Raw genomic sequence first — 22508 nt, 5'->3', positions numbered from 1 at the left:
GGTGAGGTCGACGCGGCCGTGGTAGCCGCGGGCGAGCTGATCGCCGGCCAGGTACAGCTCACCGGGTACACCGATCGGCGCCGGATGCAGTCGCGCGTCCAGCACATAGACCTGCGAGTTCCACTCCGGTTCCCCGATGGGCACCAGCGGGCCGTCGGCCGCGGTGACCTCCCGGTAGGTGATGGAGACCGCGGCCTCGGTCGGGCCGTACAGGTTGTGCAGCCCGGCATCGCAGACGGCGTGGAAGGCGGCCACCGTCTCCGGCGGCAGCGCCTCGCCGATGACGAAGACCTCACGCAGCGAGTCGAGCTCACCGCGCCGGGCGTGCGCGGCGAACACCGCGAGCATCGAGGGCACGAAGTCGGTGAGCGTGACCTGGTCGGCGGCGATCGTCTCGGCCAGGTAGCGCGGATCGCGGTGTCCGTCGGGCGCGGCCAGCCGCAGGGTGGCGCCCGCGCGCAGCGGCAGGAAGTAGCCCCACAGCGAGACGTCGAAGGTGGCGGCGGTCTTCTGCAGATATACATCGCCGGGCCGCACGCGGTACTCGGCGTGCATCCAGGCCAGCTGGTTGACGATGGCCCGGTGGCTCACCGACACGCCCTTGGGCTTGCCGGTGGAGCCGGAGGTGAAGATCACGTAGGCGGGGTTGTCCCGGTGCAGCGGGGCGCGTTCGTGGTCGGCGATCCGGGTCGGCGCGTACCCGGACAGGTCGAGTTCGTCGACCCGGTGCACCGGCACGCCGGCGGGCAGCGCGGCCGGGGCGACACCGGCCGCCGCGGTGGTCAGCACGACCCGCGGCGCGGCCGTGGCGAGGATATGTCCCACCCGCTCGGCCGGATGCGCCGGATCCACCGGCACGTACGCACCGCCAGCGCGCAGCACCGCGTACATCGCCACCACCAGCTCGACGCCGCGCGGCATGGCCAGCACCACCAGCGATTCGGGGCCGACACCGGCCGCGATGAGCAGCCGCGCCAGCCGGTTGGCGCGCGCGGACAGTTCGGCGTAGGTGAGGGTTTCGCCGTCGTCGGCGCGCACCGCGATCACGTCGGGGGTGCGGCGGACCTGGATGTCGAAGCCGTCGTGCAGGAATCGTTCGGCCACCTTGTGACCGCTGGCGTTCCAGCTGTCCACCACGTAGTCGCGTTCACCCGCGTCGAGCACGTCGATGTCGCCGAGCACGCGTTCGGGGTCGGCGAGTGCCGCGCGCAACAGCCGGTCGAACTTGGCGGCGAACTCGGCCACCGTCGCCGCGTCGAACAGGTCGGAGGCGTAGGTGAATTCGGCGCGGTAGCCGCCCGCGTCGTCCAACGGCTCGGACAGGGTCAGTTGCAGGTCGAATTTGGCGAAGCCGGGATCGAAGTCGAGTTGTTCGACGCGCAGGCCCGGCAGCGCGAGCGCGACCGGGCCGATGTTCTGCATGAACAACGCCACCTGGAACAGCGGATGCCTGCCCCGGGAGCGGGCCGGGTTGAGGGCCTCCACGAGTTGTTCGAAGGGGATGTCACGGTGGGCGAAGGCGCGCAGGTCCCGGTCGCGGGCGTGCGCGACCAGCTCGGCGAAGGTGGCGGCCGGGCGCACCTCGGTGCGCAGCACCAGGGTGTTGACGAACATGCCAACCACGTCGTCGAGCAGCGCCTCGCCCCGCCCGGCCACCGGCGTGCCCACGGCGATGTCGGCGGTGCCGGACAGCCGCGCCAGCAGCGCCGCCAGCGCGGCGTGCACCACCATGAACGGCGTCGCGCCGTAGCGCGCCGCGACCCGGTCGATGTCGGCCCGCAGGCCCGCGTCGAGGGCGAAGGCGTGCGAGGCACCCCGGTAGGTGGACACCGCGGGCCGGGGCCGGTCGGTGGGCAGATCCAACTGGGCGGGCAGCTCGACGAGTTCGGCGCGCCAGAAGTCCAGTTGGCGGGCCAGCGCGGACTCCGGGTCCTGCGCATCGCCGAGCACGCGCTGCTGCCACAGCGCGTAGTCGGCGTACTGCACCGGCAACGGCGCCCAGTCCGGTGCGTGCCCGTCGCGCCGGGCGGCGTAGGCGGTGACCAGGTCGCGCACCAGCACACCCATCGAGACGCCGTCGGCGGCGATGTGATGGACGACGAACACCAGCGTGTGGTCCTCGGGTCCGCAGCGCAGCAGCCGGACCCGCATCGGGATCTCCTCGGCCACATCGAATCCCTGGATGGCGATGGCCTGCACGGTTTCGACGAGTTCGGACTCGGCGACGGCACCGGGCACCAACGCGGGCACCGGGTGCACGGGGCGGATCACCTGCACCGGGCCGGTCTCGGTCTGCGGGTAGACGGTGCGCAGGATCTCGTGCCTGGCCACCAGGTCCGACATGGCCGCGGCGAGCGCGGCCGCGTCGAGCGGGCCGCGCAGGCGCAGCGCGACGGGGATGTTGTCCACCGCGCCCGCGGCCGGGTCGCGGCCGGAGTCGGTGCCGAGCCGGTTGAGGAACCACATGCGCCGCTGGGCCGGCGAGAGCGGAATGTGCTCCGGGCGCGCCTGCGCGGTGAGCGGCGGGCGCGCCTCGGCGGTGCCCGACAAGGCGGCCAGGGCCGCGACCGTCGGACGGTCGAAGAAGTCGCGCACGTCGATGGTGACGCCGAGAGCGGCCGCCACCCGGGCGATGGCGCGGGTGGCCAGCAGGGAGTTGCCGCCGAGGGCGAAGAAGTTGTCGTCGGCGCCGACCCGGTCCACCCCGAGCAGTTCGGCGAACACCGCCGCGACCGCGCGTTCGGCCGCCGTCACCGGTTCCCGGTATTCCCCTGCGGCCGCGCCGAAGTCGGGCTCGGGCAGCGCGGCGCGATCGAGCTTGCCGTTGGCGTTCACCGGCAGCTCGTCGAGCACCTGCACCAGTGCGGGCACCATGTACTCGGGCAGGTGCTCGCGTGCCACCGCGAGCACCGCGGCGGGATCGACGGGGCCGCCCGCGGGCACCACATAACCGACGAGGTGATCGCCGCCCGCGTGCTGCCGCACGACCACCGCGGCCTGGGCGACCTGCTGCGAGCGCAGCAGCGCCGCCTCCACCTCGCCGAGTTCGATGCGCAGCCCGCGCAGCTTGACCTGGAAGTCGATGCGGCCCAGGTACTCCAGTTCCAGCGGTCCGCCGTCGGCGCCCCCGCCCCAGCGCACCAGGTCGCCGGTGCGGTACATGCGCTCCCCCGGCGCGCCGTGCGGGTTGGCCACGAACCGTTCCGCGGTCAGGCCGGGCCGCGCGACGTACCCGCGGGCGAGTTGCACGCCCGCCAGGTACAGCTCGCCCACCACGCCGGTGGGCACCGGGCGCAGGCTCTCGTCCAGGACCAGCAGTTCGTTGTCGTCGGCGACGGTGCCGATCGGCACCGTGACGGTGTCGGCGGCGGTGACCTCGTGCGCGGTCACGTCGACGGTGGCCTCGGTGGGGCCGTAGGTGTTCTGCAGCGTCGCGCCGCTGACGTCGCGCAGAGCGGCCGCCGTGGCCGCGGGCAGCGCCTCACCGGAGGCGACGACCATGCGCAGCGCGTCGAGCGTGACGCCGCTGCTCGCCAGTTCGGCGACGAACATCGCCAGCATGGAGGGCACGAAATGCGCGATGGTGACGCCTCGTTCGGCCAGGAAGCGCACCAGGTAGGCGGGATCGCGGTGGCCGTCGGGACGCGCGATGGCCAGCCGGGCACCGACCTGGAGCGGCCAGAAGAACTCCCACACCGACACGTCGAAGGTGAACGGGGTCTTCTGGATCACCACGTCGTCGGGCCGCATCGGGTGCAGTCGCTGGCGCCAGCGCAGGTTCGCCATCACCGAGCGGTGCGAGACCGCCACGCCCTTGGGCCGTCCGGTGGACCCGGAGGTGAAGATGACGTAGGCGACGGTGTCGGGGTGCGGGCCGGGCAACGGCGCGAGCTCGGGCTCGGCCGCGGGTGGGGCCGCCTCGAACTCGTCGATGCGCAGCACCCGCGCATCGCCCAGTCCGGCGGGTTCGTCGGCGGTGGTGGTGAGCACCAGCACCGGGGCAGCGGTGTCGAGCACGTAGGCGATCCGCTCGGCCGGGTGCTCGGGGTCGATCGGCACGTAACCGCCACCCGCCTTGTGGATGGCGTACATGCCGACCATCAGTTCGATCGATCGCCGCGCCGCCAGGCCGACCAGGGTCTCCGGGCCGACGCCGCATCGCACCAGGTGCCGGGCCAGTGCCTCGGCGCGGGCGTCGAATTCGGCGTAGGTGAGGGTGATGTCCTCGAACTCGAGCGCGATCGCGTCGGGAGTGCGCCGCACCTGCTCGGCGAACTCGGTCACCAGCGTCTCCACTGGAGCGAAGGAGACCGGCAGCAGCGGGTCGGCGGCGACCAGGGCGTCGTCGAGCAGCTGCTCGAGGACCTCGCCGAGCGCGCCCTCGCCCGCCTCCACCAGGCTGGGCAGCAGGCCGGAGACCACCACCGAGATCAACGCGTCCTGGCTGAGCGCGCCGCCCATCGCGGCGCCGAGGGTGCCGACCTCGGCGGCCAGGGCGGCGTAGCCGATCACGGTGTCGCCGGTGCGCAGGGCCACCCGGTCGGGTTCCAGATCGGCGACGGTCTCGATCAGTCGCGGCAGATCCGCGAGACCGTAGGCGCGGCGTAGTGCGGCATGGCGTGCGGTGGCGGGGCGGTTGCCGAGTCCACGGGAGGTGAGCGATTCTGCTTGGGACATCAGCTGTTCCTTTCGGAGACCACGGTCCGGGTCTCGGCGAGGAGGGTGTGCAGCGCGGCGGCGAGACCGGTGCCGCCGAGCGCGGTGAGGATGCCGGGGACCAACCCGGCGAGAGCGACGTTGATGAGCGCTTCGGGTGAGGCGGCGGCGCCCATCGCCGTGGCGACGCCGGCCAGCTTGTCCTGGAGTTGGGCGTAGGTGACCCGATGCTCGCCGTGCGCGAACGCGACGGCCGTCGGCGCGAGCTGCGCCGCGGTGGCGATCAGTGCCGGGAGGTCCGCCAGGGTGGCGGGGGTGGTGTTCCGCTCGGCGTCGGTGCGGATGTCGATGGCGCGCACGGCGATCGACGGGTCGGCGGCGACGGCGGCCAGCACCAGCAGCAGCCGGTCGGCGTAGCCACGCACGGTGTCGGCGTCGAGGATGTCCAGGGCGTAGCCCAGGCGCAGGGTCAGCCCGGCGCGACCGCCCTCGGCGTCGAACCGCTCGATACCGATGACCTGGAGATCGAACTTCGCCTCCGCGGGCGCCGGATCGATCACCTCGACGGCCAGTCCGGGCAGTTCGACGGTGCCCGGTGGCATGTTCTGGAAGGTGAACATCACCTGGAACAGCGGGGTGTAGGCGCTGGACCTGGTGCGGCCGAGCGCGTCCACCACCTGCTCGAACGGCACGTCGGCGTGCGAGAGCGCGCCGAGCATGCGCCTGCTCGCCTGCGCGAGCAGGTCGGCGAACCCGGCCTTGGCCTCGATCTCGGTGCGCAGCACCACCGTGTTGACGAACATGCCGACCAGGTCGTCGAGTTCGCGTTCGCCGCGCCCGGCCACCGGCACGCCCACGCAGATGTCGGTGCCGCCGGAGAGCTTGGCCAGCAGCACGGCCAGCGCGCTGTGCAGCACGGTGAACAGGGTGGTGCCGTGGGTGCGCGCCACCCGGTCGAGTGCGCCGGTCAGTTCGGCGTCGACCGTCACGTCCACGCTCGCCCCGCGCATGTCGCGATGCGGGGGCCGGGGACGATCGGTGGGCAGTGCCAGCAACTCCGGCGCGCTCGCCAGCTCGCCCCGCCAGTACGCCAGCTGGGCAGCCGCCGCGCTGTCGGGGGCATCCGGTGCGCCGAGCAGGTCGTGCTGCCACACGCTGTAGTCGGCGTAGGTGATCGCCAGTGGTGCCCAGCCCGGTGCGCGCCCGGCCGCGCGCTCGGCGTAGGCGCGCATCAGGTCGCGGGTGAGCGGGAGGACCGAGTAGCCGTCGGCGCTGATGTGGTGCACCACCACGACGAGGACGTGCTCGGTGCTGGTGGACGGCGGCCCGTCGTGCCCTCCGCCGTGCTCGTCGGCGCAGGCGAACAGGGCGATGCGCGCGGGCGGCGCGGCCGCGACGTCGAATCCGCGCGAGACGAATTCCGCCAGCCGCGCGGGCAATTCGTCGGCGCGCACCGGGACGGGCGTGAGGTCCGGCGCGAGCGCCGCGACCGGCAGGACTTCCTGGACCGGTCCCTCGGGGCCGTCCGGGTAGCGGGTGCGCAGGGTCGCGTGCCGGTCCAGGACGTCACGCACGGCCGCGGTGAGGGCGGCGTGGTCGAGGTCGCCGGTGAGGCGCAGCGCGGCCGGGATGTTGTAGGCCGCCGAATCCGGGGCCAGCCGGTTGACCACCCACATGCGCTGCTGGGCGGGCGCCAGCGGCACCGGCGCGGTGCCGGTGCGGCGCACCAGCGGCGGCCTGGCCGCGCCGTCGAGCGCGTCGAGGCGGCGGGCCAGCGCCTCGACCGTCGGCGCCTCGAAGACCGCGGCGACCGGCACCCGCACACCCCGCGCGGCGCCGAGCCGGGCCGCGAGTTTCGTGGCCAGCAGCGAGTTCCCGCCGAGGTCGAAGAAGTCGGACTCGGCGCCGACCCGCTCGGGGGGAATCCCCACCACCTCGGCGAAGGTCGCCGCCACCAACCGCTGCACCGGTCCCCGCGGTTCCCGGAACGCACCCTCGGCGAAGACCGGCTCGGGCAACCGCGCCCGGTCCACCTTGCCGTTGCCGGTGAGCGGCAACGCGGGCAACGCCATCACCGCCGCGGGCACCATGTACCCGGGCAGCCGCTCCCGCAACCCGGCCCGCAATTCGGCGCCGATCCGGGTCGTCGCGCTCACCACGTCGTTTTCGCGCGCCGTGGCATCGGCGGCCGAGGCGCCGCCGTTCGATGACCCGCTCGCCGCGCTCGACAGCACGCCGTCCACCGCCGCGTAGGCCACCAACCGCGCGCCCGCCGCGCCGTCGGGCCGGGCGAGCGCGACGGCGGCCCGCACACCGGGCAGCGCGAGCAACGCGGATTCGATGTCACCGAGTTCGATGCGGAAGCCGCCGATCTTGACCTGGAAATCGGCGCGTTCGAGGTACTCGAGCGAGCCGTCGGCGCGACGGCGGACGATGTCGCCGGTGCGGTACATGCGGGCGCCGCGATCGAAGGGGTCGGCGACGAAGCGGCCCGCGGTCAGCGCGGGCGCGGCCTGGTATCCACGGGCCAGCTGCGCGCCCGCCAGGTACAGCTCGCCGGCCACGCCGACCGGAACCGGCCGCATGCGCCGGTCGAGCACGTGCAGGCGGCTGTTCCAGGCGGGGGTGCCGATCGGCACCGTGTGCCGCGGCCGCTCCCGCACCTCGTGGGCGGTGATCGAGACCGCCGCCTCGGTCGGCCCGTACAGGTTGTGCAGCGCCGCGCCGGTGCCCGCGGCGCGGTCGAGGAAGTCGGCGGCGACGGCGGGCGGCAGCGCCTCACCGATGGCGAGCACGTGCCGCAGGGCGCCGGGCAGGCCGGCGGCGGCACCGAGCAGCATGGCCAGCATCGAGGGCACCGTGCACAGCAGCGTGATCGCGTGCCGGTCGAGCAGGTCGCGCAGCCGATCCGGGTCGCGCTCGTCGCCGGGCGCGGTGACCACGAGCCGCCCACCCGAGAGCAGCGGCCCCCAGAACTCCCACACCGACAGGTCGAAGGTCGCGGGCGTCTTGAGCAGGCAGGCGTCCGCGGACCCGAGCCCGAATTCCGCACACAGCCAGCGGATCTGGTTCGCCACGGCGGCGTGCGGCACCGCCACCCCCTTGGGCCGCCCGGTCGAGCCGGAGGTGAAGATCACGTAGGCCGGATGCTCGGGACGCAGCGGGCGCACCCGTTCCTCGTCACGGATCGGATCGTCCGGCAGCGCCGCGCCGCCGTCGATGTCGAGCACCGGCAGGGCGGTGTCGAACGGCAGGTCCCCCGTCGCGAGCACACAGACCGGGGCCGCGGTGTCGAGGATGTGGGCGATCCGCTCGGCCGGATGGTCCGGGTCGACGGGCACGTACGCACCACCGGCGCGCACGACGGCGTGCATCGCGACCACCAGTGCCACCGAGCGGCGCAGGGCGAGCACCACGGTCTGCTCCGGGCCGACGCCCGCGCGGATCAGCCGCCGGGCCAGGCGATTCGCGGCCGCGTCGAACTCACGGTAGGTGAGGGTGCGGCCCTGGTGCGCGTCGAGCACCGCGACCGCGTCCGGGGTGGCCGCGGCCTGGCGGGCACCGAGGTCGGCGAGGGTGGCGGCGGGCAGCGGATGCGCGGTGGCGTTCCAGGTGCCGAGCAGCTCGCGGCCCGCGGGGCCGAGCAGGTCCAGATCGCCGACCACGACCTGCGGCTGCCGGACCACCTCGGCCAGCACCCGGTGCAGCTGATCGGCGAAGCGCCGTGCGGTGCTCGCCTCGAACAGGTCGGTGGCGTAGCCGAGGACCAGCTCGACGCCCTGCGGGGCGCCGCCGCTGCCGTACCGGTCGAGGGCGAACAGGTGCAGATCGAATTGCGCCACGCCGCTGTCGAATTCGATCTCCTCGACGGTGAGTCCCGGCAGCTCCAGCGTGCCGCGCTCGTGGTTCTGGAAGGAGAACCCGACCTGGAACAGCGGATGCCGGGCCGTGGAGCGGGCCGGGTCGAGCACCTCGACCAGCCGCTCGAACGGCACGTCGGCGTGTGCGAAAGCGGCCAGGTCGGCGGCCCGTGCCCGGTCGAGCAGTTCGGTGAACGGCGCGCCGTCGTCGACGACCGTGCGCAGCACCAGGGTGTTGACGAACATGCCGATCACGTCGTCGAGTTCGGCGGCGCCACGTCCGGCGACCGGGGTGCCCACGGCGATGTCCGCGGTGCCCGACAACCGGGCCAGCAGGGCGGCGAAGGCGGCGTGCACCACCATGAACAGGGTCGCGCCGTGGGCCCGGCCCAGTGCCACCAGCCCGGCGTGCAGCCGGGCGTCGACCGCGACGGAGACGGTGTCGCCGCGCAGGCTCTGCGTGGCCGGGCGCGGGCGGTCGGTCGGCAGCGCGAGCTGATCGGGCAGTCCGGCCAGCGCCCGCGTCCAGTAGCCGATCTGCTCGGCGGCCCGCGACGCCGGGTCGCTTTCGTCGCCGAGCAACGCGCGCTGCCACAGCGCGTAGTCGGCGTACTGCACGGCAGGCGGCTCCCAGCACGGCGCCGAGTCGGCCACCCGGGCGGTGTAGGCGGTCATCAGGTCGCGCACGAACGGGACGATCGAGGAGCCGTCGGCGGCGATGTGGTGCAGCGCGCCGACGAGCACGTGCTCGGTCTCGGCCACCCGCAGCAGCCGCAGCCGCACCGGCACCTCCGCGGTGACGTCGAAGGGGGCGTGCACCAGTTCCCGGATGCGTTGCGGCAGCTCCGATTCCGCGACGGTCTCGGCGTTCGGCAGCGCCGGGCCCGCGGGCAGGATCTCCTGGACGGGCTCGCCGTCCACCTCGGGATAGCGGGTCCGCAGTGCTTCGTGGCGGGCGACCAGGTCGGCGAGCGCGGCCCGCAGCGCGGCCGGGTCGAGCGCGCCGCGCAGCCGCAGTGCCACCGGAATGGTGTAGGCGGTCGAGGCCGCGTCGTAGCGGTTGAGGAACCACATCCGCTGCTGCGCCGGTGAGAGCGGCAGGCGGGCCGGGCGTGCGCCCGCCACCAGTGGCGGGCGGGTCGCCGCCGCGGCGGCCTCCACGGCCGCGGCCAGTTCGGCGACCCGCGGCGCCTCGAACAGCGTGCGCACCGACACCTGCCGGTCCAGGGCGGTGCCGATCCGGGCCGCCGCCTTGGCCGCGAGCAGCGAACTGCCGCCGAGGGCGAAGAAGTCGTCGTCGGCGCCGACCCGCTGGTCGGTCAGGCCGAGCACCTCGGCGTAGACCCCGGCCACGATCTCCTCGACCAGGGTGGCCGGCGCGCGGTAGGCGGTGGCGGTGAACACCGGCGCGGGCAGCGCCGCCCGGTCCAGTTTGCCGTTGACGGTCAACGGAATCCGGTCGATCTCCACCAGCGCGGCGGGCACCATGTGCTCGGGCAGGGTGCGGCGCACCCGCTCCCGCAGCGCGGCGGTGTCCACCGGCCCGGTGGTGACCAGGTAGCCGACGATCCTGGCCTCGTCGACCAGGTCGCTGCGCACCACCACGGCGGCCTCGGTGACCTCGGGCTCGGCCAGCAACGCCGCCTCGATCTCGCCGAGTTCGATGCGGAAGCCGCGCAGGTTCACCTGCTGGTCGGCGCGGCCGAGGTATTCCAGCTCGCCGGTGGCGGTCCAGCGCGCCAGGTCGCCGGAGCGGTAGGCGCGCGCACCCGCCGGGCCGTAGGGATCGGCCACGAAGCGGCCTGCCGTGAGCCCCGGCCTGCCGAGGTAACCGCGCGCCAGCTGTCCGCCGGAGACGTAGATCTCGCCCGGCACTCCCACCGGCACCGGCCGCAGCCGGGTGTCGAGCACCCGCACGGTCAGGCCGGGGATGGCGCCGCCGATGACGCTGGCCGCGCCGGTGCCCGCGTCGATCGCCCGGTGCGAGACGTGCACGGTGGTCTCGGTGATGCCGTACATGTTCACCAGGCGCGGTGCGTCCGGGTAGCGGCGCAGCCAGCCGCCGAGGCGTTGCGGCTCCAGCGCCTCACCGCCGAAGATCACCCACCGCAGCGCGTACTCGGCGGGCTCGGCCGCGGTGTCGGCGGCCACGAGCTGGTAGAACGCCGAGGGGGTCTGGTCGAGCACGGTCACCCGTTCGCGCACGAGCAGTTCGCGGAACTGCTCGGGCGAGCGGGAGGTGAAGTAGTCGACGACCACCACGCTGCCGCCGTGCAGCAGCGCGCCCCACAGCTCCCACACCGAGAAGTCGAAGGCGTAGGAGTGGAACATCGTCCACACGTCGTGCGGGCCGAAACCGAACAGCTCGCGGGTGTTGTCCAGCAGCCGCACGACGTTGCGGTGCGGTATCACCACGCCCTTGGGCCTGCCGGTGGAGCCGGAGGTGTAGATGACGTAGGCGGTGTGCTCGGGTCGCAGGGGTGCGCGCCGGTCGGCGTCGGTGAGCGGGGTCGAGGCGTAGTAGCGGGGGTCGGCGTCGCGTTCGACGTCGAGCACCGGGCCGCCGAACCAGTCGCGGGCCAGCGCGGTGCCGGGCGCGGTCAGGGCGCAGATCGGCTGGGCGTCGTCGATCATGTACTCGATGCGGTCGGCCGGGTAGTCCGGGTCGATCGGCAGGTAGCCGCCGCCCGCCTTGAGCACGGCGAGCAGGGCGACGACCAGCTCGGCCGAGCGCGGCAACGCCACCGCCACCAGGGTTTCCGGCCCGACGCCCGCGGCGACGAGCCGCCGCGCCAGCCGGTTGGACCTGGCGTCGAGTTCGCCGTAGCTGAGCGTGGTCGCCGCGGCGCGCACCGCGGTCGCCGCCGGGTCGCGGCGCGCGGCGGCGGCGAACCGGTCCGGCAGCGTCCGGTCGCCCGCGGCGCGGTCGCGGCCGGTGGCGGCCCAGTCGTGCAGGGTGCGGTACTGCTCCTCGGCGGAGAGCAGTTGGATGTCGCCGACGACCACGGTGGCGTCGGCGGCGACGGCGGCGAGCACCTGGGTGAATCGCCGGGCCAGCACGGCCACCGAGTCGGCGTCGAAAAGTTCGGTGGCGTAGGTGATCTCGATGTCCATGCCGTCGGCGCGGCCGTCGGAGTCGTCGGCGGAGGCGTTCTCGAGCACGCTGAACTGCAGGTCGAACTCGGCGGCGACGGCGTCCAGCGGCAGCGGGCACACCCGCAGGCCGGGCAGTTCCAGCGGGGGCACGGTGAAGTTCTGCATCGTCAGGGCCACCTGGAACAGCGGGTGCCGGTTGCGGGCCCGGGCCGGGGCCAGCACCTCCACCAGCCGTTCGAAGGGCAGGTCCGGGTGCGAGAGCGCGTCGAGGTCGCGGCGGCGGGTCTCGTCCAGGACGGCCTCGAACCGGTCCCGCGGGTCGATGTGGCTGCGCAGCACCAGGGTGTTGACGAACATGCCGACCACGCCGTCGAGGCCCTGGTCGCCGCGGCCCGCGACCGGGGTGCCGATGGCGATGTCCGCGGTACCGGAGAGCCGGGCCAGCAGCACCGCGAGCGCGGCGTGCACGGTGGCGAACAGGGTGGTGTCGCGTTTGCGGGCCAGTTCGCGCAGTTCGCTGTGCAGGTCGGCGTCGATCCGCAGCCGGTGGGTGGCGCCGCGGTGGCTGGCCACCGCGGGCCGCGGCCGGTCGGTGGGCAGGTCGAGCTGCTCGGGCAGCCCGTCCAGCGCGGCGCGCCAGAAGGCGAGTTCGCGGTGGGCGCGGGAGCCGGGGTCGGCGTCGTCGCCGAGAAGTTCGGCCTGCCAGAGCGCGTAGTCGGCGTACTGCACCGGCAGCGGCGTCCACGCCGGTGCCACGCCGGCGCGGCGGGCGGTGTACGCGGTCATCAGATCCGCGGCCAGCGGGCCGAGCGAGAAGCCGTCGGCGCCGATGTGGTGCAGGACCACCAGCACCACGTGCTCGTCCGGCGCGAGCGCGAAAAGGTCGGCGCGCAGCGGCGTTTCGACGGTGAGGTCGAACGGTTCGGCGATCCGGGCGGCGAGCCGGGCGGGCAGGTCGTCGGCCGTGACCGCGACGGGCCGCAGATCGAACCGCTGCTCCCCCGCGGGCCGCACGACCTGGTAGGGGCCCGCCACGTCGGCGGGGTGGACGGTGCGCAGCGATTCGTGCCGGGTGACGACGTCGTGCAGGGCTGCGGTGAGCGCGGCCGCGTCGAGCTCGCCGGTCAACCGCAGCGCGACCGGGATGTTGCTCACCGCGTCGCCCGGGCCGTCGGCGAGGAAACGGTTGAGGAACCAGATGCGCTGCTGGGCGGCCGAGAGCGGAATCCGGTCCGGACGCGGCCGGGCCGTCAGCGCCGGGCGGGCGCCGCTGCCGCACAGCGGTGCCACCCGCGCGGCCAGACCTTCGACGGTGGGCGCGTCGAACAGCGCGCGCACCGGCACCTGGGCGTCCAGCGCGGCGCCCAGCCGCGCGACCACCCGGGTGGCGGTGAGGCTGTTGCCGCCGAGGGCGAAGAAGTCGTCGTCCAGGCCGACCCGCTCGGCGCCGAGCAGGTCGGCGAACACGGCCGCCACCTGCCGCTGCACGGCGGTCACCGGCGCGCGGTAGGCGGCGGCCGCGAAGACGGGCGCGGGCAGGGCCGTGCGGTCCAGCTTGCCCGAGGCGTTGAGCGGGAAGGCGTCCAGCAGCACGAACGCCGCGGGCACCAGGTAGGCGGGTAGTCGCCGGGCCAGCGCCACGCGCACCGCGTCCGGATCGACCGGCCCCGCCGGGATCAGGTACGCCACCAGGTGCTCGTCGCGGGCGACGACGACCGCCTGGTCGACGCCGTCGAGTTCGGTCAGCGCGGCTTCGATCTCGCCCGGCTCGATCCGCATTCCGCGCACCTTCACCTGGAAGTCGGTGCGGCCCAGGTATTCCAGCTCACCGGCCGCCGACCAGCGCACCCGGTCGCCGGTGCGGTACATCCGCGCGCCCGGTGCGAACGGATCGGCGACGAACCGGTCGGCGGTGAGGTCGGGTCGCCCGGCGTACCCGCGCGCCAATTGCACACCGGCCAGATACAGTTCGCCGGGCACCCCGGCGGGCACCGGACGCAGCCGGTCGTCGAGCACGTAGACGCGGGTGTTGGCGACCGGCGACCCGATCGGCACGCTCTGCGTGTCGGCGTCGGTGACCTCGTGGTGGGTGACGTCCACGGCGGCCTCGGTCGGCCCGTAGAGGTTGTGCACCGCGGCGCCGGTGAGCGCGCGCAACCGGTGCGCGGGCGCGGGTGGCAGCGCCTCGCCCGAACAGAACACCGCACGCAGCGAACCGCACTGTGCGGCAGCCGGTTCCGCGACGAAGACGGCCAGCATCGCGGGCACGAAGTGGGCGACGGTGACCGCCTCGGCGGCGATCAGCTCGGCCAGATACCGCGGGTCGCGGTGGCCGTCTGGCCGGGCCAGCACCAGGCGGGCGCCCACCTGCAACGGCCAGAAGAACTCCCACACCGACACGTCGAAGGTCACCGGCGTCTTCTGCAACACCACGTCGCGCGCGTCGATCCGGTACTCGTCCTGCATCCAGCGCAGCCGGTTGACGATGGCGGCGTGCTCGATCGTCACGCCCTTGGGCCGCCCGGTCGAGCCCGAGGTGAACAGGACGTAGGCGGGGTGCGCAGGCCGCAGCGGGGCGCGGCGATCGGCATCGGTGAGCGGGGTGTCCGGGTAGCCGGTGGTGTCGAGCAGGTCGAGGTCGAGCACGGCGGGGCCCGTGACCTCGAGCCCGTCGCGACCGCGGGTCAGCACGCAGACCGGGCGGGCCGTGTCGAGGATGTGGGCCAGCCGCTCGGCCGGATGGGCGGGGTCGAGCGGAACGTACGCGCCGCCCGCGGCCAGCACCGCGTACATGCCGACGACCAACTCGATCGACCGGTGCATGCCGAGGCCGACCGTGCGCTCCGGTCCGACGCCGTGTGCGACGAGCAACCGGGCCAGCCGGTGTACCCGCGCCGCGAACTCCCGGTAGGTCAGGTGTTCGTCCTCGAACACCACCGCCACGGCGTCGGGGGTGCGTTCGACCTGCTCCTCGAACAGGCCGATCAGGGTGGCGGCGGGGCCGAGCGGGCGCGCGGTGGCGTTGCGCTCGCGCAGCAGCACCGTGCGCTCGGCGGCGGTGAGCAGGTCGATCGCGCCGATCCGCACATCCGGGTCGGCGCACACCGCGTCCAGGACCAGCCGCCACCGGGTGGCGAAGGAGGCGACGGTGGCCTCGTCGAACAGGTCGGTGGCGTAGGTGAACACCGCGTCCATGCCGTCGGCGGTCTCGGTCAGGCTCAGCTGGAGATCGAATTCGGCTATCGCGTGGTCGAGTTCGAGGGGTGTGATGTTCATCCCCGCCAGGTCGACGGGGGCGGCGGGTGCGGTGTTGTTCAGGTCGAGCATCACCTGGAACAGCGGGTGCCGGGCGGCCGAGCGCCGTGGCTCCAGCGCCTCCACCAGCCGCTCGAACGGGACGTCGGCGTGTTCGAAGGCGCGCAGGTCGGTCTCGCGCACGGCCGCGACCAACTGCGCGAAGGCCAGATCCGGCCGCACCTCGGTGCGCAGCACCAGGGTGTTGACGAACATGCCGACCAGCTCGTCGAGCGCGGCCTCGCCACGCCCGGCGACCGGGGTGCCGACCACGATGTCGCGGCTGCCCGACAGCGCGGCCAGCACCGTCGCGAACGCGGCGTGCAGCACCATGAACAGCGAGGAATCGGTGGCGTCGGCGAGCGCGCGCAGCTCCGCCACCGTCGACGCGGGCAGTGCGCAGCGGTGGCGCGCACCGTGACCGGAGGCTTCGGCCGGGCGCGGGCGGTCGGTGGGCAGCTCGAGCAGGTCGGGCAGGCCGGCGAGTTCGGCGGACCAGAAGGCCAGCTGCGCGGCGGGCAGCGAGTCCGGGTCATCGGCCGTGCCGAGCAGCTCTCGCTGCCACAGCGTGTAATCGGCGTACTGCACCGGCAGCGGCGCCCAGTCCGGTGCGGTACCGGCGCGCCGGGAATCGTAGGCGCGCAGCAGGTCCCGGGTGAGCGGCGCGACCGACCAGCCGTCGGCGGCGATGTGGTGCAACCCGACCACGAGCACGTGCTCCTCGGCGGCCACGCGCAGCAGGTGCAACCGCAGCGGCGGATGGGCGGTCACGTCGAAGGGCCGGGCGGCCAGCTCCCGTACCCGGGCCTCGACCGCGTCGGCGGCGAGATCTTCGCGCTCCAGCGCGACACCGGAGTCCTCGACCGAGCAGATCTGCTGGTACCCGCCTCCGTCGGCCTCCGGATAGCGGGTGCGCAGGATCTCGTGCCGGGCGACCAGATCGGTCACCGCCGCCGCCAGCGCGGTCACGTCGAGCGGGCCGGTGATCCGCAGGGCGGCGGTGAGGTTGTTCGCGGTCGAGTCCGCGTCGAACCGGTTGAGGAACCACATGCGCTGCTGGGCGTAGGACAGCGGCACGCGCGGTGGCCGGGGCCGGGCCCGCAGCGGCGCGCGGGCGCCGGAACCCACCCCGTCGGCCAGCAGCGCGGCCAGGCCCGCGACGCTCGGCGCTTCGAACACCGCGCGCACCGGCACCGTCATGTCCAGCGCGGCGCCGAGGCGCGCCACCAGCCGGGTGGCGATCAGGGAGTTACCGCCCAGTTCGAAGAAGTCGTCGTCGCGGCCGACGCCGGGCTCGGCGCGCACCCCGAGCACCTCGGCGTAGGTGGCGGCCACCGTCCGCTCCACGTCGGTGGCCGGCGCGCGGTAGGCGCGCACACCGAATTCGGGAGCGGGCAGGGCGGCCCGGTCGAGTTTGCCGTTGGGGGTCAGCGGCAGCGTGTCGAGCACGGTGATCGCGGCGGGCACCAGGTGCGGGGCCAGCCGGGCCCGGAGCCCGGCCTTCAGGTCTCCGGCATCCAGGGGGTGCCCGCCGCTGGGCACCACGTACGCGGCGAGCTGGTCACCGCGCGCGGGATCGCGGTGCACGGTGACCACCGCGTGTGCGACCCCCGGCCGCGCCGCCAAGGCCGCCTCGATCTCGCCGAGTTCGATGCGGAAGCCGCGCACCTTCACCTGGGCGTCGTTGCGGCCCAGGTACTCCAGCTCCCGGCCGCCCGAGGCGAGCGTCCAGCACACCAGGTCGCCGGTGCGGTACATCCGCTCCCCCGGCGCCCACGGGCACGCCACGAACCGCTCGGCCGTGGTGGCGCGCCTGCCGTGATAGCCGCGGGCCAGCTGCGCGCCCGCCACGTAGAGCTCGCCCGCCACGCCGACCGGCACGGGACGCAGCCGCTCGTCGAGCACCCACTCGCGCACCCCGCGCAGCGGACGGCCGATGGTGACCGGCCTGCCCGGCTCCAGCCGGTCGCTGATGTCCACGGCGACGGTCGCCTCGGTGGGACCGTAGGCGTCGACGAGCCTGCGTCCGGCCGCGTGCCAGCGCCGCACCAGCTCCGGCGGGCAGGCCTCGCCACCGGCCACCAGCACCCGCAGGTCCGGCACCTCGGCCGGGTCGATGGTCAGCGCGCCCGAGGGCGTCATGATCGAGTGTGTCACCCGTTGCGCGGCCAGCAGCTCCACCAGCTCCCGGCCGAAGCGCGCCTCCTCGGGTGCGATGACGAGGGTGGCCGCGGAGTCGAACGCCATCAGCAGCTCGGCCACGGTGATGTCGAACGACGGGGAACCGACGTGCAACACCCGCGCGGTCGCGTCGATCGGGTAACGCGCGGTCTGCTCGGCCGCGAAACCGGCCACGCCCGCCTGGGTCACCAGCACGCCCTTCGGGGTGCCGGTGGACCCGGAGGTGTAGATGACGTAGGCCAGGTTGTGCGGGCGCAGCGGCCGTACCCGCTCCGCGTCGCGCACCGGCTCGCCGCCGAAACGCGCGCATTCGAAGCCGAATTCGACGTCGTCGAGCACCAGCCAGTGCGGTTGGCCGGGCAGGTCGGCGCGCACCGCGCCCACCGTGAGCCCGAGCACCGCGCCGCTGTCGCGCAGCATGTGCTCGATCCGTTCGGCCGGGTAGGCCGGGTCGACGGGCACCCAGGCCGCGCCCGCCTTGGCGATCGCCCACACCGCGGTGACGAACTCCGGCGAGCGCGGTATGGCGACGGCGACCACGTCGTCGGGGCCGACCCCGCGGGCCATCAGCGCCCTGGCCAGCCGCGCGGAGGTCTGGTCGAGTTCGCGGTAGGTCAGCTCGCGGTCGCCGCCGACGATCGCGACCCGCTCCGGAGCCGTGGCGGCGGCCGCGGCGAACAGGTCGGGCAGCAGCGTGGTGGCGGCGGCCGGGCCCGCCCAGCGGGTGGTCAGCGCGGCGTATTCGGCGCCGTCCAGCAGCGGCAACGCGCCCACCGGCAGGTCCGGACCGGCGGTGGCCGCGGCGAGCAACCGGACGAAGCGCGCCGCCGTGGCCGCGACCGTCGCGGCGTCGAAAAGCGCGGTGGCGTAGGTGAATTCCGCGGTGATCCCCGCCGGTGCCGGACCTTCCCCGCGACCGGCACCGGCGAAGCGTTCGGTGACCTCGACCGCGAGGTCGAACTTGGTCACCCCGGTCTCCACCGTACTCGTCCGGACCGCGACCCCGGGCAGTGCGACGGCCAGATCGCCGGTCACCGCCGCGGCCAGCGCCACCTGGAACACCGGGTGCCTGGCCAGCGAACGGGCCGGGCGCAGCACCTCCACCAACTGCTCGAACGGCACGTCGGCGTGGGCGAAAGCGGCCAGGTCGTGCTCGCGGACCGCGCGCAGCAGCGTGTGGAAGGGCGCGGACCGGTCCACCGGGGTGCGCAGCGGCACCGTGTTGACGAACATGCCCACCAGTGCGTCCAGCCCCGCGGCATCGCGGCCGCCGACCGGCGCGCCGATCACCACGTCGTCGACCCCGGACAGGCGCGCCAGCAGCACCGCCAGCGCCGCGTGCAGCACCATGAAGACGGTTGCGCCTTCCTCGCGTGCGAGTTCGGTGATGCGGGTGTGCAATTCGGCGGGGATGTCGATCCGGTACGTGGCGCCCGCGCCGTCGGCGATCGCGGGGCGCGGCCGGTCGGCGGGCAGCTCGAGGTGATCGGGTGCGCCGTCGAGGGCGGCGGTCCAGAAGGCCAGCTGCCGCGCGGCGAGCGAGCCGGGATCGGCGGGGTCACCCAGCCGCTCGCGCTGCCACAGGGCGTAGTCGGCGTATTGCAGCGGCAGCGGCGCCCACTGCGGCGCGCCGCCGTCCCGGCGCGCGGCGTAGGCGGTGGCGGTGTCGGCGGCCAGCACCGGCAGCGAGAGCCCGTCGGCGGCGATGTGGTGCAGCACGAGCGCGAGCGCGTACTCGTCCGGTCCGAGCCGGAACAGCGTGGCCCGCAACGGTATTTCGGTCTCCAGCTGGAACGGCCTGGCGGCGAAGACCCGCACCGCCGCGGTCAACTCCGCCGCTTCGACCGGTTCGACGGGCAGCTCGACGGTCGTCGCCGGCAGGATCTGCTGATGGGCGGCGCCGTCGGCGTCGACGGGGAACACCGTGCGCAGCATCTCGTGCCGGTCCAGCACGTCGGCCAGCGCCGCCCGCAGGGCGGCCACCTCCAGCGCGCCGTCCAGGCGCAGCAGCACGGGCATGTGGTAGCGGGGGTCGTCGCGTTCCAGGCGGCTCAGGAACCAGATCCGCTGCTGAGCCGGTGACAGTGGAACCAGCGGCGGCCGCGGCACCACCCGCAGCTGACGGTGCGGGCCGCCGCCGGTTCCACCCGCTCGCTCGATCAGCTCGGCGAGATCGCGCACCGTCGTCGCGGTGAACATCTCCCGGACCCCGAGCGAGCAGTTCAGGTCGGCGGAGAGCCGGGCCGCCACCTGCGTGGCCACCAGGCTGTTGCCGCCGAGGGCGAAGAAGTCGTCGTCGCGGCCCACCCGCTCGCGGCCGAGCACCTCGCCGAACACCCGCGCCACGGCCCGCTCCACCGGGGTGGCGGGCGCGGCGTAGGCGACGACGGTGCGGGCGGGCGCGGGCAGGGCGGCGCGGTCGAGCTTGCCGGAGGCGTTGACCGGCAGCTCGTCGAGTACCACGTAGGCCGCGGGCACCATGTAGGCGGGCAGCGCGCGCAGCGCGGCGGCGCGCAGCTGCTCGGCGCCCACCGCGTCGGGCTCGGCCGCCACCACGTAGGCCACCAGCTGTTCGCCCAGGGCCGGGCTCCCCACGTCGTCGCGCACGAGCACCACCGCCCGCACGACACCGTCCACCCCGGCCAGCACCGCCTCGATCTCGCCGAGCTCGATGCGCAGTCCGCGCAGCTTGACCTGGAAGTCGGTGCGGCCCAGGTACTCCAGCTCGCCCGAGGTGTTCCAGCGGACCAGATCGCCGGTGCGGTACATGCGGGTGCCCGCCGGTCCGAACGGGTCGGCGACGAACCGCTCGGCGCTCAGGCCGGGCCGGGCGACATAACCCCGGGCGAGCTGTACCCCCGACAGATACAGCTCACCCGGAGCCCCGACCGGTACCGGCCGCAGCCGTGAGTCGAGCACGTGGAGCCGGGTGTTGAACACCGGCGCACCGATGGGCACAGCACCGGTGTCGGCGTCGGTCACCTCGTGGAAGGTGACGTCGACCGCGGCCTCGGTGGGTCCGTAGAGGTTGTGCAGCCGGGCGCCGGTGAGCAGCCGCAGCCGCTGGGCCGTCGCCGCGGGCAGCGCCTCGCCGGAGGCGAACACCCGCCGCAGCGTGCCCGCGCGGGCGATGTCCTGCCCCGCCAGGAACGCCTCCAGCATGGACGGCACGAAATGCGCGGTGGTGACCCCGTAGTCGTCGATGACCCGGCGCAGGTAGGCGGGGTCGCGGTGGCCGTCGGGCGCGGCGAGCACCAGCTCGGCCCCAACCTGCAACGGCCAGAAGAACTCCCACACCGACACGTCGAAGGTCGCCGGGGTCTTCTGCAACACCACCTCGCCGGGCCCGAGCCGGTAGGTCTGCTGCATCCACACCAGCCGGTTGACGATCGCCTCGTGCGTGACGGCCACGCCCTTGGGCACGCCGGTCGAGCCGGAGGTGAAGATGACATAGGCCGGGTTCCGTGGCCGCAGCGGACGACGTCGCTCCCGGTCCCACACCGGGCCGTCCGGGTGGGCGGACAGGTCGAGATCGTCCAGGTGCACCACCGGGGCGTCGGCGGAGAGCCGGGCCTCGCCCGCGGTGAGCACGCAGGCGGGCGCGGCCGTGGCCAGGATGTGCGCGGTGCGCTCGGCCGGGTGATCGGGGTCGAGCGGCACGTAGGCGCCGCCCGCGCTCAGCACCGCGTACATCGCGATCACCAGGTCGGGTGAGCGCCGCATGTGCAGCGCCACCAGGGTCTCCGGTCCGACGCCGAGGCCGATCAGGTGGCGGGCCAGCCGGTCCACCCGTCCGGCCAGCTCCCGGTAGGTCAGCACGGTGGGGGGCGCACCGGCGAACCGCAGCGCCACCGCGTCCGGTGTGCGCGCCACCTGCGCGGCGAACATCGACACCAGCGTGGGCGGCGCGGTCTCCGAGGCGCCCGGGCGGGCCGGCCCGCACACCGACGCCGCACCGCCGACCGCCGATCCACCCGCGCGCACCGGCGCGAGCAGCGCCCGCACGTCGACGTCGGTGGCGTTCCAGATCCGGGTGCTGACCTCGAACTCCAGCTCCGAGGTCACCGGCACGGCGCCCAGTGCGGTGTCCGGGCCTGCGTCGGCCAGCCGGTCCAGATAGCCGAGGAAGCGGGCGTGGTGCCGGGCCAGCTCGTCGGTGCTGTAGAGGTTCGGGTTCGCCTCGAAATCGACGTGCACGCTGTCGCGTTCGCCGTAGTAGACGTTCATGCTCAGGTCCTCGACGGGACCGGTGGACAGCACGTGGTAGCGACCCGTGGTGGTGCCCAGGGTCAGGTCGCGCCCGAACAGCATGATGTTGGCCAGCGGCCCGAACAGCGCCCGGTGCGCGGGCCTGCCGTCGTGCTCGGCGTCGCGGCGGATGTCCTCGTGCCGGTAGCGCTGGTGGCGCAGCGCCCCGGCCAGCTCCACCCGGGTGGCGCGCAGCAGCTCGGCCCAGCGCACCTCGCCGACCGGCAGCCGCAGCGGCACGATATTGGACATCATGCCGGTCGAGCGCCGCATGGCCGCGGTGGTCCGTGCGGTTACCGGCAGGCTCAGCACCACGTCGGGCCGGTCGGTGAGGCGGCCGAGGTAGCCGCCGAATGCCGCGATCAGCACCGTGGCGATGGTCGAATCCTGGTCGGCGGCAACGGTATTCATGCGCTCGACCAGGGCTTGCGGCAGTGCCCGCCCGACCACGAGGTTGCTCGCCGCGCACGGCGCGACCCGCCCGTCCAGGCTGGTCACGCCGTCCAGTCCGGCCACCCGGGACGCCCAGTGCGCGCGGTCGGCCGCGAACCGGCTGCTGTCGCGGTAGGCCTGCTCGGCGGCGACCAGTTCCGGCAGCGGCGCCGGACGCACCGGGGCGGGCTCGGTGCCGTGCACCCGCGCGGTGTAGCGCTCGGCGACGCGCTGGGTGTTCACCAGCGCGCCGTAGCCGTCCAGCACGATGTGGTGCGCCCGCAGGTACCAGAACCAGCGCCGGGTGCCGACGCGCAGGATCGCGCCGCGGGTCAGCCGATCGCGCAGCAGGTCCAGCGGGGCGGCGGCGTCCGCGCGCATCCATTCGTGCGCGGCGGCGACCGGGTCGGCGTGCTCGCGCAGGTCCAGCACGGTCAGTTCCCGGGACAGGGTGGGGTCGACCACCTGGTGGGGCACGCCGTCGATCTCGCACAACCGCACGAACCCGGAGCCGTAGTCGAGCGCGGCCTCGGCCGAAACCTCTTGCAGCAGATCGACATCCAGGTCGCCGCGCAGATCGACGTACTGGGCGACGGTGATCGGCACCTGCGGGTCGAGCAGCTGGGCGTACCAGACGCCGGTCTGCGCCGGGGAGAGCGGGAACGGGGCCGCCGGCGACATCGGATCGGCGGCGTATTCGTCGGGCCGCACGCTGAACCCACCCAACTCCGTACCGTGCAC

General features: G+C 74.2%; 2 protein-coding genes (1 of these 2 cut by a window edge). Both read right to left on the bottom strand.

All coding sequences use genetic code 11. From position 1 onward, the window contains the following. A protein-coding gene (locus AMO33_RS23465) for a non-ribosomal peptide synthetase (RefSeq protein ID WP_060594308.1) crosses the window boundary here: on the bottom strand, positions 1 to 4677 show its 5' end (the start). 20622 nt of this gene lie to the left of the window's left edge; only the first 4677 of its 25299 coding nucleotides appear in the window; it begins with the start codon at positions 4675 to 4677; its stop codon lies beyond the left edge, outside the window. Continuing rightward, positions 4677 to 22508: a non-ribosomal peptide synthase/polyketide synthase gene (locus AMO33_RS23460; RefSeq protein WP_240327307.1), complete on the bottom strand. Its 17832-nt coding sequence runs from the start codon at positions 22506 to 22508 to the stop codon at positions 4677 to 4679. Before AMO33_RS23460 ends, AMO33_RS23465 begins: the two co-directional genes overlap by 1 nt.

This window comes from Nocardia farcinica, from assembly GCF_001182745.1.
Lineage (GTDB): Bacteria > Actinomycetota > Actinomycetes > Mycobacteriales > Mycobacteriaceae > Nocardia > Nocardia farcinica.
Note: the sequence above shows the minus strand (reverse complement) of the source record. Positions and strands in the feature narration are given on the sequence as shown.